The following is a 14,949-nucleotide window of genomic DNA, read 5'->3' as shown; positions in this document are numbered from 1 at the left end:
TTCGACCGCAAGAACGCCAGCATCTCGCGCCGAAGCCGCCACGCCGCCACTGCCGACAGCGCCCCCACCGCCAGCAGCCCCGCCACCATGGACGCCCTGGAAAAGCTGACCCAGTGGACGCTCGCCAGCAGCCACGCCACGTAGCTCACCAGCAGGATGCCCAGGATTCGCGCCAGCACAATTCCCCGGTCCGCCAGCGGCCTGAAAATAAAGAACGCCAGCGGCAGCGTCACAATGTATATAAGCTCCACCAGCAGCAGCCACGCCAGCACCGGCGCCTGGTTGGTCCAGCTGCCCTCGCTCACCACCCCGCTCCACGTCCCGCCCTCCCGCTGCGCCCGCAGGTCGCCCGCGTTCAGCATGAGCCCTGGCTCCCTCGCACCCTCTGGCGTCAGCAAAAGCGTCAGCAGTTGATCCCTGGACTTGTGCTCCACGTTCCGGAACATCAGCACCGCCGGATGGTCGTAGTTGGCGACGTTTTCGTCGGCGTAGCCGAGGTTGAGAGTAACCGGCGCGTTGCTGCTGTCTCGAAACGCCTCCGGCTCTGGCAGGCCCGCCCGTTCAAAGGTATCGTTCTTGAAGGCGACGCCCAAAAATTCTGGATACGACGTGAAGGCCCGCTCCGGCTTGTATCCTAGCTCGCCGTTGAACAAACGATGGTAGTAGTTGCCGCTTAGCGGGTATCGCTCGGGGACCCTCGATACGCTTCCGTAGGGCCGATTGCTGTAGAACACCAGGTATTCGCCCCGCGATAGGTCTGAGGCCACCCTGGTTATCTTGGCCGAGTTGTCGCCCTCGTAAATCGGGATCTGCCGCACGTCATAGCGGTAAATGTCCGGTATGCCTTCGTCCCAGTGGTTGTCGGTAATAATCGTCGTGCCGATGGGCACGTTGGCATTGATCCACCTCGACGCCGCCACCGCCGGATGTGCCCGCTGGTACACCCCCATAAACGCGATGGCGTACACCAGCGTGCCTGCTACAACAACCCCTAGCAACGCCCACGCCCCCACCGGCGCCATCCGGTTTATTCGACTTCGCAGTCCTGCATCCCGAATCCGCTCCTTGGCCCTCCCTGACGCCACCTTTGCCCCTGCCACCATGTCCAGCATCCACCTCGACCCCAGTAGTATCAGGAACGGCATAATAGGGAAGATGTAGCGCTGGAACTTGACCTCGAACAGGCCCCCCACCAGCAGAAAGTTGGGCAGTATCCACGCCAGCAGCAGCAAGTCCCCTCGCCACCCCTCTCGGCGCCGCAGCGTCCGGTAAATCGAATACCCCACCCCCATCACCACCGCTGCGGCCAGCGGGAGGCCCAGCGCCCAGGGCAGGCTGTGCCGCAGTTCGTAAATAAAGGGCGTGGTGCCGATGTACTGGATGGTGTACGGCATCTTCCCCGCTTCCCGCGCAATATCCGCCTCCCACGTCGTGTCGGCGATGAACTCGCCCGCGTCGATGATGGCGTAGGGCGTCAGCGCTACGAACACCACCGCCGCCACCACGCCGCCCGCTACGGCATGGCCCATGGTACGGTACAGGCTGTCGGCGCTAGGCACGCGCCCGCTGCCGTCCCGTCGAGTAAACAGCCGGAACCCGTAGGTCAGCAGCAGGGGCAGGAACAGCGGCAGCACGCTCACCTTTATCGAGAACATAAGGCCCACCAGCAGACCTAGCAAGAGCCAGTCCCGAAGCCGCCGCTTTTCAATGACGTTCAGCATCTGCCAGTAGGCCGCCAGCAGCGCTAACACAATGAAAGTCTCGGGGCGATAGAAGTGGCTGTGCTGGATATGTATCACCGCCGCAGCCATCAACCCCGCCGCCAGCAGCCCCACCCTGGCGTTGAACAGCCGCCGTCCTAGCAAAAACAGCATCAGTATCGACGCCACGTCCGCCAGCGCGGACAGCGTGCGCCCCGCGTACCGCATATCCGTGCCCGTGAAGTCGCCAAAGGGCTCAATAATGGAGCGGATGAGGACCATGGCGTAGAGGTGGACGCTGCCCAGCGGGAACCAGTGGGGGTTCAGCGCGCTGCGTTCGGCGTCAAAGAACTCGCCAAACGACGGCAGCCCAGGCTGGGTCTCGGGGTAGTCGATGAACGTGGGGCAGTCTCGATGTCCTGACGCCTCGGTCAGTATGCGGTACATGCAGTCCGACTGCATATAGATGGACCGCTCGTCGGGATGGAAGCCGTAGCCCTGGTCCCAGTTCATCCCGTAGAGGCGCAGCCCCAACGCCGCCAGCAATATGACGGCCAGGGTCAGCGGTATCCACCGCGCCTTCGCGAATTGTAGTATTCCGGCGTGCGGCATTCTTATTAAGTTAGTACGTTCGACGGCCTATTCTATCAGCGGCCCCATGCCAGATATACGAAAAGGGCCATCTATTTAGATGGCCCCTTCCTCTCGTCCCTAGTTTAGTGGTTTGAACTATACGCCCTTGTCCGCCACAAAAGCCGTCAGGTCAGCGGTGCGGCACGAGTAGCCCCATTCGTTGTCGTACCACCCCAGTATCTTCACCATCTCGCCCTCCATCACAATCGTCGACGGCGCGTCAAAGATGGCGGAATGGGGGTTGCCCTTGAAGTCGCTGCTCACCAGCTCCTCGTCGCAGTACTCCAGGATGCCTTTTAGAGGCCCGCTGGACGCGGCCTTCTTGTAGGCCGCGTTGACCTCCTCCACCGTCGTTTTGCGGTTGACGATGGCTGTGAAGTCGGTGGCCGACACCGTGCTGGTCGGCACCCTGAACGCGACGCCGTGGAGCTTGCCCTTGAGTTCCGGCAGCACCAGCGACACCGCCTTGGCGGCGCCGGTACTGGTGGGGATGATGTTTATGGCCGCGGCCCGGGCCCTCCGCATGTCCTCATGTATAGTGTCGAGAATGCGCTGGTCGTTGGTGTAGGAGTGGATGGTGGACATGAGTCCGTACTTGATGCCGAAGCTCTCGTGCAGCACCTTTACCATCGTCGCGAAGCAGTTGGTGGTGCAGGACGCGTTGGAGATGATCTTGTGCGCCGATGGGTTGTACTTCTGCTCGTTCACCCCCAGCACCACCGTAATGTCCTCCCCCTTGGCCGGCGCCGATATGATGACCTTCTTGGCCCCGCCCTGCAGATGCCCCCCCGCCTTGGCCGCGTCGGTGAAACGTCCCGTGGACTCGATGACCACGTCTGCCCCCACCTCCGACCACGGTATGCGCCCCGGATCCCGCTCCTGGAATACCTTTATCGAATGGCCGTCCACCATCAGCGAGCCGTTGACCGCCTTGACCTCGCGAGGATAAACGCCGTAGTTGCTGTCGTACTTAAAGAGGTGAGCGTTGGCCTTGGCCTCCGCCAGGTCGTTGATAGCCACCACCTCCACCTTCCTGGACTGCCGCTCCATGGTGGCGCGCAATACCTGCCGTCCAATTCTCCCGAATCCGTTGATGCCTACTTTTAATGGCATGGGGTACTCCTTCTCTAAGCGTTTATGAAATGCCTAACTTCGTCGCTGATCTGCTTGGCCCAGCCGATCGCTTCCTCTGCCAATCTTGTGTCGAAATACTCGTATGGGACCTTATCTCCCTCAGGAGGCGGGTATCGGGCTGATATGTAATAGCTATCTAAAATCTTATAGGTTTCCATGTATTTTTGTAATGAAGGGACTAATTTTGCAAGCTCATCGAATTTCAGGGGACTGTTGTAACGCGCTGCAACTTCTGCATTAGATTCTTTTAGGTGATACCACAAAGCAAATAGGGACTCAGAAGCCGCCTGCTGAGCCCCAAAGGAGGCCTGTGAGTAGAAGCCCTCTTTTGACATCATTTTAGCAGCCGCCAGGTTGCGTTCTGATTGTGTCAGGTGATCTAGAATCATATTCTGCTCTAGCCTTTCCTCACGTGCCCAAACGCCTCCATCCCCGCGTACCTTGCCCTCTCCCCCAGATCCTCTTCAATGCGCAGCAGCCGGTTATACTTTGCTACACGTTCGCTGCGGCACGGCGCCCCCGCCTTTATCTGCCCCGCGCTCCACGCCACCGCCAGGTCTGCAATGGTCGTATCCTCTGTCTCCCCGGAACGATGGCTGATAACCGTCCCCCATCCCGCGCGGCGCGCCATCTCGAAGGCCTGGCGGGTCTCCGTCAGCGTCCCTATCTGGTTAACCTTCAGCAGTATGGAGTTGCTGGCCTTAGTCTCGATGCCTTTAGCCAGGCGTTCCGTGTTGGTGGTGTACAAATCGTCGCCCACCAGCTGCACCTGCCGCCCCATCTGTTTCGACAGCAGCTGCCAGCCCTCCCAGTCATCCTCGCCCAGTCCGTCCTCGATGCTGATGATATGGAACTCCCGCGCCCAGTTCTTGTAGAAATCGATTAAATGCCCCGCACCCAGCGTGATGTTGTCTCGCTTCAGCCGGTACCGGCCCTCCGCCTCCAGCTCCGTGGCCGCCACGTCCAGCGCGATGTGCACTTCTCGCCCGGGCGTATACCCCGCCTTCTCTATGGCCCCCAGCACCAGCTCCAGCGCCGCGCGATTGGACGGCACCGACGGAGCGAAGCCCCCTTCGTCCCCCACGTTGGCGCTGAAGCCCTTCTGCCCTATCAGTCCCTTCAGCGACTGATAAATCTCCGACCCCGCCCGCAAGGCCTCTCGAAAGGTCGGCAGCCCCGCCGGTATCACCATGAACTCCTGGATGTCCGTGGAGTCCTGGGCGTGGACGCCGCCGTTGAGGATGTTGAACATAGGCACTGGAAGCGTGAACTTTTCGCCGATAGCCAGGTGTCGGTACAAAGGCGTTTTCTTCGACGCCGACGCCGCATGGGCCGCCGCCAGGGACACCGCCAGCACCGCGTTGGCCCCCAGCTTGGACTTGTTAGGCGCCCCGTCGATCTCGATAAGCCGCGCGTCAACCTTGTCCTGATCCATCGGCGACATGCCCTTTACCGAGGGTCCCAGAATCTTCTCCACGTTATCGATAGCCTTCAGCACGCCCTTGCCGCCAAACCGTTTCGAGTCCCCGTCCCGCAGCTCCAAGGCCTCGTGGCTGCCGGCGCTGGCCCCCGAGGGGACCGCCGCCCGGCCCCACGCGCCATCGCTCAAGACAATGGTGGCCTCTACTGTCGGGTTGCCCCTGGAGTCCAGAATCTCCCGAGCGCGCACCTCCTTAATAGTGGCCGTCACAGCGCCCTGACCCGCCTTTCCGATGTGTTCCGCGACTTGGCCGCCGCTATCGCCTTCTCCACCGCGTCCACCGGGTCCTTGGCGACGACTATCCCCGCGTCCTGCGTCCCGTTGATCGTAAAGACCCACGTGTCCAGGCCGATGACCGGTATGCCCTCTCCCAGCGCGTGGGCTATCTCCGACATTGTCCCGTACGCCCCGTCGATGGCGATGACCGCCCGGCCCGTTTTCACCACCAGGACGTTCCGCGCGTAACTCATCCCTGTGCAGACAGGTATGTCCACATACTGGTTGGCCTCGTTATGGTCGTCGCCCGGCAGAATACCAATGGTCAGCCCGCCTGCGCTCTTGGCCCCCTTGCACACCGCCTCCATGACCCCCATAAGCCCGCCGCAGGCCACCGCCGCGCCCCGCTTTGCCAGCTCCCGCCCCACCTCTTCCGCCTGCCGCAAGGCCTTGGCTGGCGGAGTGGCCCCACCTATTACGGAAATAATCAATGGTCGATTGTTTGTTGAATTAGGCATAGGGGCAGTATAGCAAAGGGTAGCCCAAACCTCACCCGTCTTTAATTTGGCGTGTTAGTCACGGCCTGATGAATATTAATCGTTGTTAGGCGGAGGGAATGGGAATGTAGGTAATGGAGTCTGTGTGGGCGTAGGTGTAGGAGTGGATGTAGGCGTTGGTATTGGCGTAGGGACCGCAGTGGCTGTTGGTGTTGGGGTGGCCGTAGCTGTTGGTGTGGGGGTCGGTGACGTAGTGGGTGTAGGTGTCGGCGCTTGGGTGGGCGTGGGCGTAGGTGGCGGCGAGGTAGGCGTCGGTAGAATTGGCGTCGGGATGAGTGTGGGTGTCGGTGTAGGCGGCGGCTTTGTCGGCGTAGGTGTTGGCGGTGGTGGAGTTGGCGTCGGGACCGGCGTGGGTGTTGCCGTGGGAGGCGGGATGGGAGTTGCTGTAGGGCTGGGTGTGAAAGTAGGCGTCGGTGGACGCGTCGGCGTAGGTGTCCGGGTCGGCGTTCGCGTAGGCGTCGGACTAGGCGTGTTGGTCGGTGTGCCAGTCGGCGTGCTGGCGGGAGTAAACGTGGGAGTCGGCGGCACCGTTGGGAAGAAGATAGTCGGCGGCCTGGTAGCCGTTGGCGATGGCGTCACTGCGGCTCTCGACGTGGGTGTCAGCGTCGACGTGGCCGATGGAGTCGCCAGCGCCTGCGCGGTAGCCGTGGGGGTTGGCGTCGGCTCAGGTGGCTGGAAGGTGCTGTTGGCCGGCGCCGACCCCAGCGCCAGCAGGGCCCGAGTCAGGATGGCTATTCCCACCACTACCACACCGATAAATATGAATTCCTTTTTCAATTCGGAGACCTTGTCCAGAGAACATAAGATGGGAGGCTGTTCTTGAGACCGCCAAAGGTTGCGACTGAACCTAGTCTTGATACATTAGGCGTGGGCGGCAGCGCCAAAAAAGCGTACTGAGTCATATCCGAGACATATAAATTACCTCTGTGTTAATACCATCCTTTGCTTGTCTTCATCCATTGTGCGGCCGACTACTATGTCCTTCTCCGCTCGTTTTGGCCTAAAGGCTACGGGGATGGCGGTGGTTCGGGCGGCGGCGGATCAGTTGGCATCGGTGTAGGCTCAGGAGTAGGCGTGGGCGTTGGTTCCGGTGTGGGAGTTGGAGTTGGCTCCGGAGTGGGCGTGGGTGCAGGCTCGGGCGTAGGCGTCGGTGTCGGCTCCGGAGTTGGGGTTGGGGTCGGAGTGGGTGTTGGCGTAGGGGTAGGTGTGGCCGTAGGTGTGGGTGTGGGAGGCACCGGGGTTGGGGTTGGAGTCGGCGGCACCGGCGTTGGAGTCGGTGTCGGTATGGGCGTAGGCGTCGCCGTGGGCGGGACGGGAGTAGCCGTGGGTGTTGGAGTGGGCGTGGAAGTAGGGACAGGGGCAGATGTGGGTGTAGGTGCAGGAACAGGCGTGGGAGTAGGAGTGGAAGCAGGGATAGGTGTAGGCGTAGCCGTAGCGGGAGGTGGTGAAGTCGGGGTAGATGTGGGCGCGGGAGGGACCGGGGTTGGTGTAGAGGTCGGAATGGGCGTTGGTGTCGCTGTGGCTGACGGCGGGGTAGTGGCTGTTGGCGTAGCGGCGGCAGCCACTGTTGGCGTGGGCGGAGGTACTGGCGTAGGCGTCCCGGCGGGCGCGATGGTCGGCGTTGCGCCGGCGACTATAACCGGCGTATTGGTAGGCGTATTTTTAGGCGTTGCCCCTGCCGTCGCTGTTACCCTTCGTGTCGGCGTAGGTGTAGCCCTTCGAGTGGGAGTAGGCGTGGACGTGGGCCTTCGCGTGGGCGTAGATGTGGGCCGGGGCCTCGACGCGTTCGGGGACGATACCGTTGGCGTCGCGGAGGCTGTTACGCCGTCCGTTGGGGTCGGTGTGGGTTCTGTCGACGCTAATAGGGCTTCCTCCGGCCCCAAGCCCAGGGCCATAATGGTCCGGGTCGCGCCGGCAATCGCCAGCAAAACTATAGCTATTAATATCAGTTCTCTTTTCAACGCAAGGAAGCCCCCAACGGAAGATACGCGCGCGCGGCGGCTTTGTGACCACCATAGGTTGTAACCAACTCTAGTCCGTATGCACTAGGCGCAAAGCGTTTGGGCCTGTGCAAATGGGGTGGTGAAGAGACTCGACAGCCCTAGTTACGTTAGCCGCCAGCGTGAAAAGACGAGCCATGCGGCCCCGCGTCCGCTATAATCCCCCACGATTTCAACACAACTTCAGGAGCAAAGCCCCATGACCTCCCGCAAACTGCCCCACGACCGCCCATCAATCGGGGCAGTCCGACAAGTCGGACCCCCCCCTCATCCACTACGTCGGCATGGGCGGCACCATCGCCTCCACCGGCTCACCCCGCCTGGTCTTCGCCGGCTACGGCGGCGGGCCGAGGCTGACCATCCAGCAAATAGTGGACCGCGTACCGGAGCTTAAGGACTTCGCCCAGATCAAGACCGAGCAGTACGACACCAAGGGTTTCCCCAGCCCCATGGACTCCCTCAAAGTCGCGCGGCGCATCAACCAGATCTTCCGTGACCAGCCCGACACGGCCGGGGTCGTTGTCACTCACGGCACCGCCATCATGGAGGAGACCGCCTACTTCCTGAACCTCCTGGTCAAAAGCGACAAGCCTGTGGTCATAACCGGCGCCATGCGCCCGCCCTCCGCCATGGGCACCGACGCCGACAACAACCTCCTCTGCGCCACCCTGGTAGCCGCCAGCCCCGAGTCCCGCAATAAGGGTTGCCTGCTAGTCCTCAACGACACTATCCAGGCCGCGCGAGAGGTCACCAAGCAGGACTCCTATCGTATCGACACCTTCGCCTCCCGCGAGATCGGCCTCCTCGGCTACTGTGACTCCGACCTGCGCATCGTCTACTACCGCTCCCCCACCAAGAAGCACACCCACCAGACCGAGTTCGACCCCGATAAAATCGACCGCATCCCTCGCGTCGAGCTAGTCTTCTGCGCCCCCGGCTCCGACGGACGCCTCATTCGCCTGGCCGCCGACGACGGCGCCGAAGGCATTGTCTGGGCGGGCGCGGGCGCTGGCGATGGCCCTCCCGGCGTCGCCGAGGCCATCGACTACGCACGAAGCAAAGGCGTGGTGGTAGTGGTGGCCACTCGAGGCGGCTCGGGCCGCGTTATCCGCCTCAAAGGCTACATCGAGCGCACCCTCGTCGCCGCCGACAACCTCATCCCTCAAAAAGCCGTCGCGTTATTAATGCTGGCCCTTACGAGGACTAAAGACGTGGAAGAGATACAGAGGATGTTTGAGATGTACTGACAAAGAAATATTCCGAGATACAGGCGAGTTATACTTTGTTACCGTTCATCTTAATTATGCTTTTCAACTTTCTGGGTTTTGGGGTCTTATTGCTTAATGCAAAGTTGATGTTCATGCCTTTTAAGTTCTCTGGTCTTCCATGGGCAGCCCTAAACCTTATTTGGGTGGTAATTGTTGCGACTATATGGGATGACGTATCGCTTCGTAAGGCTTTTCCGGTCATTACCTTTATGGTGATACCACAGATTCCGATCATATTTTTGGGTGGAGCGCTTGCTACGGCTTTTAATCGCCGTTTCATGGGAGCAAAAGATGGGATCTGAGTCAATCTTGTACTGTCCCGCTGCATCTGGGTATCATATAGCAATTCTACTTTCCTCTCCCCTTGTGGGAGAGGATTAAGGTGAGGGGTAAAGCCCTACTAGCACGAGGCGAAAATTCGATCCACCTGCCACTACCCTCTCTTCCCTTCCCCCGCTCAGTGGGGAAGGGAGGGGGCTACCTTCCTCTACCCCCCCGCAAACAGCGCCCGGCTCGCCGCCTTAACCGCCTCCACAAGCTGGAACGGGTACACCCCTATAAATATCGTCCCCAGCGTCAGCAGCGCTAGCACCCCTGTAATCAGTCCGCCTGGGCGGATCGGCTTCACTACCGCCACCGCCTGCCCCGCCCTGCTCCCACGCCTCTCCTCCACCGCCGTCGCCCTCGCCCCCCTACCACCACGGCGGCCGCCCTCCACCGCCACCGCCGCCTCAGAAGCCGCCCACGCCGGCGGCGGCTCTATATACATCTGCCGCACCACCATCAGGTAGTAGTAGAGCGATATGAGGCTGTTAAAGATAGCCAGCCCCGCCAGCCACAATAACCCCTCGTCCCCCACCGCCGTGAACAGATAGAACTTCATCGTGAAGCCGGCAAAGAATGGCAGCCCCGCCAGCGAGAACAGTCCAATGGCTATCGACGCCGCGATGAACGGGTGGCTGTCCGCCAGCCCGCCCAGGTCGTAGATGTCCTCTCGGCCCGTCATGTTGAAGAAGGCGATAAGAGCCACGAATACCGCCATGCTCGTCACCGCGTACCCCACCATGTACAGAATCAACCCCTGTGTGCCAATCAACGACAGCGCCGCGATGCCTGTCAGCATGAACCCCACGTGTCCAATGCTCGAATACGCCAGCAGCCGCTTGTAGTTGGTCTGCGCGATGGCTACCAGATTGCCGATGGTCATAGTTGCCGCCGCCAGCCCGGCCACAATGGGCCGCCATTGGTCGATGGATGGCGCGAAGGCCTCGGCAAAAAGCCGCAGTATCAGCGCAAAGGCCGCCACCTTGGACCCCACGGACAGGAAGGCCGTCACCGGTAGCGGCGCGCCTTCATAGGTGTCCGGCGCCCACATGTGGAAAGGCGCCGCCGCCACCTTGAACCCCAGCCCCACCAGTATCAGCGCCAGCCCCACCCATAGCGTCGGCGTCACTGACCCCGCATCCCGCATCGCGCCAGCAATGGCGGTCTCTATCTCACCATACCGAGTCGTCCCCACCGCGCCGTAGAGAAGGCTGACGCCGTACAGCAGGATCGCCGACGAGAAGGCGCCGATGAGTATGTATTTAACGCCGGCCTCGTTGGACTTGCGGTCGTGGCGGGCGAAGGCCACCAGGATATAAAAACAAAACGTCATCAGCTCAAGCGCGATGTAGGCCGTCAGTAGCTCCGCCGCCGACGCCATGACCATCATGCCCAGCACAGCAATTATGACTATCGAGTAGAATTCGCCCTGGCCTCGAAAGTGCTTCTTCACATAGTCCGCCGACCCCAGGCATACCACCACGCCCAGCGCCATAAACATAACCTTGAAGAACAGTGAATAGGCGTCCGCCTCCACTAGCCCGCCGTACAAGGATTGGTCCTCGCCCCACAGCAGCCACAGCGCCAGGGCCAGCAAGCCGCCCAGCCCCGCCACGCTCAGCCACGGCAGCAACCCCTTCCACCGCTCCGATAGGAACGCGTCCACCATCAGCACCGCCACCGCCAGCGCCGCCAGCAGGAACTCGGGGAGGAGCAGGTGCAGGTTCTCAGTCATCCCGCACCTGTCTGTTCCCGCTAGCCTCTGTGATCGAGGAGCCTTTTAGAGGTTGACGTCTACGTCGGCTGGTCTCACCTTCTCCCCCCTTGAGGGGGAGAACAGAAGAGGGGGGTTCTCTTAACGCACCGTATATGATTTCCAAAACACCATCAGGGTTCTTCAGAACATCCGCGTTCCAAAACCTTAGAACTTTGTACCCAAGCGCGTTCAGCCAGGCGTCCCTTTCAGTGTCATGCCGGACACTCCAGGAATGCTGTCCGCCGTCCAGCTCAATCACCAGCCTCTTCTCAAGGCAGACAAAATCGCAAATGTAGGCCCCTATAGGTTGTTGACGGCGGAACTTGTATCCCTCCACAGCCTTAAAGCGCAGACGTCGCCATAAAGCTCTTTCTGCGTCCGTAAGGTTTCTCCTTAAATGCTTGGCCTTGCCGCCTGTTAGTCTGTCATATCCCTTCGAGGCTTTGGACGGAAGCTTTGACCCCCTATCCTGGCCTTCCCCCTCAAGGGGGGAAGGAAGGAGACCGCCCGTGACAGGCTTATAGGCAGACAGGTTGTCATCTATCTGCCCACGATTCAGTCGAAGGCGTTCCTTGGCTTGCTTGGATAACGGTTGCACTCCAACGCCATCAGGCTGTGGTGTAGGCCCCTTCAGGTCCTCTCCCCCCTTGAGGGGGAGAGTTAGAGAGGGGGGTCGAGGGGTGGAGCGGGGCTTTCCCATTTTCGTATCCATTACCCCGGGAACCTCGTCAGCAGCTCCGCCACACCCACGTTAATCACGTTCATCAGCGGCATCGGCCACACGCCCACAAACAGTATGGATAGCGCCAGCATCCCCGCCGCCACCGTCTCCAGCGGCTTTGCGTCAGTTAAATTCTCCCACTTCGGGTCCATGGGTCCGAAGAACGCCCTAGACAACAATCGCAGGATATATACCGCCGTTATGGCCGCGCCCGCCACCCCCACCACCGCCAGCGGCCAGTACTCCCTGAACACCCCCAGGAACACCAGCAGCTCCGCCACAAACCCGCTCAGCCCAGGCAGCCCCAGCGAGGCCAGGCCCGCCACCGCGAAGAGGCTCACCGCTATCCCCATCTTCCGCGCCAGTCCGCCCATCTGCGTGATGTCGCGTGTGTGTGTCCGTTCGTAAATAATGCCCACTGTAGCAAAGAATAGGGCCGTCATAACGCCGTGCGAGAACATCTGCAGCACCGCGCCGCCCAGTCCCAGCGGGTGCAGCGTCGCCATGCCCATCAGCACCAGCCCCATGTGGCTCACGCTGGAGTAGCCGACGACGTACTTCAAGTCCCGCTGCGCCATGGCCGAGAACGCCCCATACAGCACGTTCACCGACCCTAGCCCAATCAGCACCGGCATCCAGTCCTCAGCCCCCTGCGGCAGCAGTGTCATGCCGACTCGAATGATGCCGTAGGCTCCCAGCTTCATCAGCACGCCGGCGTGAATCATACTCACCGCTGTCGGCGCCGCCACGTGGCCGTCCGGCGACCAGGTGTGGAAAGGCCACAGCCCCGCCAACACCCCGAAGCCGACCATGAAGAAGGGGAAGAACAGCCGCTGGAAGTCCTGGCTGAAGGCCCCGTCCTGCGACACCTGGCTCAACGTCTCCAACGAGAACGTCGCTGTGCCAAAGTCCTTTGCGACCACATAAATAGCGATGATGCCCACCCAAACCAGCACGCTCCCCGCTACCAGATACAGCGTCAGTTTCATCGCGCTGTACTCTTTGGTGCGGATAAAGCTGCCAAAGTCCGTGCTGCTCCCCCAGATGCCGATAAGCGGGAACATCGGCAGCACCGCCAGCTCGTAGAAGAAGAACAGGAAGAACAGGTCCCGCACCACAAAAGTCCCAAACACCCCCGCCACCAGGAACATGAACAGCACAAAGAAGTCTTTGGTGCGACGCCCCACATTCCACGACACCAGCACCCCCGCCAGCATTACGATGCCTGTCAGCAGCACCATGGGCGCCGATATGCCGTCGATGCCCAGGCTGAAGGAAATGTTCAGCGGCTCCTCCAGCCACTTGTAGCTTCGAGTGAACTGATAGCCGCCGGCGTCGTAGTCATAGGTGGCAAAAATGAAGATAACTAGCCCCAACGTCGCCGCGCCTAAAAGGGCGGAGAACAGCTTTATCGCCGTCGCCTGGTTTCGAGGGAAGAAAGCCAATAGCGCGCCGCCGCCAAAGGGCAGCAGAATTGTCAGCAGCAGCGCAATGCCCTTGAAATCGTCCACGGCTAGTTGTTCACCGCCACGGCCCACCAGGCTATCGCGATGGCTATGGCACCCAGGGTCATGACCAGCGCGTAGTTATACACCCGCCCTGTTACGTGCCGCCGCAGCGACACCCCAGACTTCTTCACCGAGTCCGCCGGCCCGTTGACTCCAACGTCGTTCACAAACACCCGGTCGAAGAGCGCAATAAATCGCGAGAACACCAGCACCACTCTGTCCACCGTCCACTGGTAGATATCGTCCAGGTAGTATTTGCGTTCCACCAGCGTCACCACCGGCTTGAACCGCTGCCTGAAAGGCTCCAGCGAAATCTTCCGCTGCCCGAAAATCCTCCACACCAGCCAGACCGCCGCCAGCGATATGGCGATGGAGTTGATGCCAAGCTCGATATCGAACTCGAAACCGTGGGGCTCGTCCAGGAACAGGAAAGAGCCGAAGCCCTGGTAATCGCTGGTCCACTCAAAAGCCATGAACCCAAAGGTCGCCGCCAGCGCCGCCAGCAAAACCAGAGGCAGCGCCATGGGCAGGGTAGCCTCGTGGGCGTGCTCGTTCTCCTTCTTCAAATCGCCCAGGAAGGCGACGAAGTAGGCCCTCGCCATATACAGCGCGCTCAGGAACACCGCCACCAGCGCCAGCGCCAGAAATAACGCGTTGCGATGGTCTTTCACTGCAATCAGTATCTCGTCCTTGCTCCAGAACCCCGCGAACACCGGTATTCCCGCCAGCGACAGTGCGCCGATGCCAAAGGTGAGGGCTGTCAGCGGCATCACCTTTCTCAGTCCGCCCATGTTCCTGATGTCCGTCTGGTTGGCCCCGTGCATTACGCTCCCCGCCCCCAAAAACACCAGCGCTTTGGAAAATCCGTGCGCCAGGAGGTGGAATATGGCGGCGGTGTAGCCAAAGGCCCCTAGCGACAGCATCATCAGCCCCAGGTGACTCACGGTCGAATATGCCAGGATGCGCTTCAGGTCCGTCTGCGACAGCGCCAGCGTCGCCGCGACCAGGGCGGTAATCAGCCCAATGCTCGACACCACTACCAGCGAGTCCGGCGCCGCCTCGAAGATAACAAAGCATCGCGCTACAAGATAAACGCCTGCCACCACCATCGTCGCGGCATGGATAAGGGCGCTGACAGGGGTTGGGCCTTCCATGGCGTCGGGGAGCCACACGTGGAAGGGGAATTGGGCGCTTTTGCCCATAGCCCCCACAAATAGCAGCAGCGCCGCCGCCATCGCCTCGCCGCTGGATAGGGCGCTGGGCGCGCCCGATATCAACAGGTCGGCCTGGTGGAAGGTCTCCTCCATGCTAAAGGTACCCACCTCGCGGAACAGCAGCAGAATGCCCACCAGCAGCGCTACGTCGGCAAGCCGCGTCGTTATGAAGGCCTTCTTCGCAGCCTCGGCCGCGGAGCGCCGCTCGTACCAGAAGCCGATGAGCAGGAAGGAGCAAAGCCCCACCAGTTCCCATGCGATGTACAGCAGCAGGAAGTTGTCCGCCAGCACCAGCGTCAGCATTGACGCCGCAAACAACGCTTGGGCTGCGTAATACCACCCGAATCGCGGCTCGCCCTTCATATAAGACAGCGAGTAGATCTGCACCATCAGGGCCACAAAGGTCACCAGCCCCAGCATCACAACCGACAGCGGGTC

The 14,949-nt window shown here is 61.0% G+C and carries 10 protein-coding genes and 2 pseudogenes; 1 reads left to right on the top strand and 11 read right to left on the bottom strand.

The window, feature by feature from the left end:
• The 7 genes and pseudogenes from FJ320_11745 to FJ320_11715 form a co-directional block, all read right to left on the bottom strand.
• The coding region (locus FJ320_11745) for a phospholipid carrier-dependent glycosyltransferase (protein ID MBM3926626.1) at positions 1-2,312 on the bottom strand (2,312 nt) is incomplete at its 3' end.
• Between the two features lie 117 nt (positions 2,313-2,429).
• Complete coding sequence (gap, locus tag FJ320_11740; protein ID MBM3926625.1) at positions 2,430-3,446, bottom strand: type I glyceraldehyde-3-phosphate dehydrogenase; 1,017 nt, start codon at positions 3,444-3,446, stop codon at positions 2,430-2,432.
• A 14-nt stretch (positions 3,447-3,460) separates the two neighbouring features.
• Complete coding sequence (locus FJ320_11735) at positions 3,461-3,856, bottom strand: HEPN domain-containing protein (GenBank protein MBM3926624.1); 396 nt, start codon at positions 3,854-3,856, stop codon at positions 3,461-3,463.
• 8 nt (positions 3,857-3,864) lie between these two features.
• Positions 3,865-5,157, bottom strand: coding sequence for a phosphopyruvate hydratase (locus tag FJ320_11730; GenBank protein MBM3926623.1), 1,293 nt, complete (start codon positions 5,155-5,157; stop codon positions 3,865-3,867).
• On the bottom strand, positions 5,154-5,654 hold the full coding sequence (locus FJ320_11725; GenBank protein MBM3926622.1) for a TIGR00725 family protein: 501 nt from the start codon (positions 5,652-5,654) through the stop codon (positions 5,154-5,156). Before FJ320_11725 ends, FJ320_11730 begins: the two co-directional genes overlap by 4 nt.
• A gap of 102 nt (positions 5,655-5,756) precedes the next feature.
• Positions 5,757-6,248, bottom strand: a pseudogene (locus FJ320_11720) (type VI secretion system tip protein VgrG).
• Positions 6,249-6,727: 479 nt separating this feature from the next.
• Positions 6,728-7,063: pseudogene (locus FJ320_11715) on the bottom strand (cell surface glycoprotein related protein).
• A gap of 941 nt (positions 7,064-8,004) precedes the next feature.
• Between FJ320_11715 and FJ320_11710 the strand changes: the two are divergent.
• On the top strand, positions 8,005-8,967 hold the full coding sequence (locus FJ320_11710; GenBank protein ID MBM3926621.1) for an asparaginase: 963 nt from the start codon (positions 8,005-8,007) through the stop codon (positions 8,965-8,967).
• Positions 8,968-9,475: 508 nt separating this feature from the next.
• Here the strand turns inward: FJ320_11710 and FJ320_11705 are convergent.
• From FJ320_11705 to nuoL, 4 genes are all read right to left on the bottom strand, one after another.
• A complete protein-coding gene (locus tag FJ320_11705) occupies positions 9,476-11,047 on the bottom strand; it encodes an NADH-quinone oxidoreductase subunit N (GenBank protein ID MBM3926620.1) in 1,572 nt (523 codons plus the stop codon).
• Positions 11,040-11,768, bottom strand: coding sequence for an endonuclease domain-containing protein (locus FJ320_11700; protein ID MBM3926619.1), 729 nt, complete (start codon positions 11,766-11,768; stop codon positions 11,040-11,042). The genes FJ320_11705 and FJ320_11700 overlap by 8 nt, the downstream gene beginning before the upstream one ends.
• Positions 11,769-11,779: 11 nt before the next feature.
• Positions 11,780-13,282, bottom strand: a complete 1,503-nt coding sequence (locus tag FJ320_11695; GenBank protein ID MBM3926618.1) for an NADH-quinone oxidoreductase subunit M — start codon at positions 13,280-13,282, stop codon at positions 11,780-11,782.
• Positions 13,283-13,302: 20 nt separating this feature from the next.
• Positions 13,303-14,949 (bottom strand): NADH-quinone oxidoreductase subunit L (gene nuoL, locus FJ320_11690; protein MBM3926617.1); only part of this gene is annotated, 1,647 nt, incomplete at its 5' end.

It is taken from the genome of SAR202 cluster bacterium (assembly GCA_016872285.1).
Taxonomy (GTDB): Bacteria; Chloroflexota; Dehalococcoidia; order Lucifugimonadales.
Note: the sequence above shows the minus strand (reverse complement) of the source record. Positions and strands in the feature narration are given on the sequence as shown.

Bases quoted from the DNA above. Each gene is read 5' to 3' on its own strand.
- gap (MBM3926625.1), bottom strand. From the start codon at position 3,446: ATGCCATTAAAAGTAGGCATCAACGGATTCGGGAGAATTGGACGGCAG.
- FJ320_11735 (MBM3926624.1), bottom strand. From the start codon at position 3,856: ATGATTCTAGATCACCTGACACAATCAGAACGCAACCTGGCGGCTGCT.
- FJ320_11710 (MBM3926621.1), top strand. From the start codon at position 8,005: ATGGGCGGCACCATCGCCTCCACCGGCTCACCCCGCCTGGTCTTCGCC.
- FJ320_11705 (MBM3926620.1), bottom strand. From the start codon at position 11,047: ATGACTGAGAACCTGCACCTGCTCCTCCCCGAGTTCCTGCTGGCGGCG.
- FJ320_11700 (MBM3926619.1), bottom strand. From the start codon at position 11,768: ATGGGAAAGCCCCGCTCCACCCCTCGACCCCCCTCTCTAACTCTCCCC.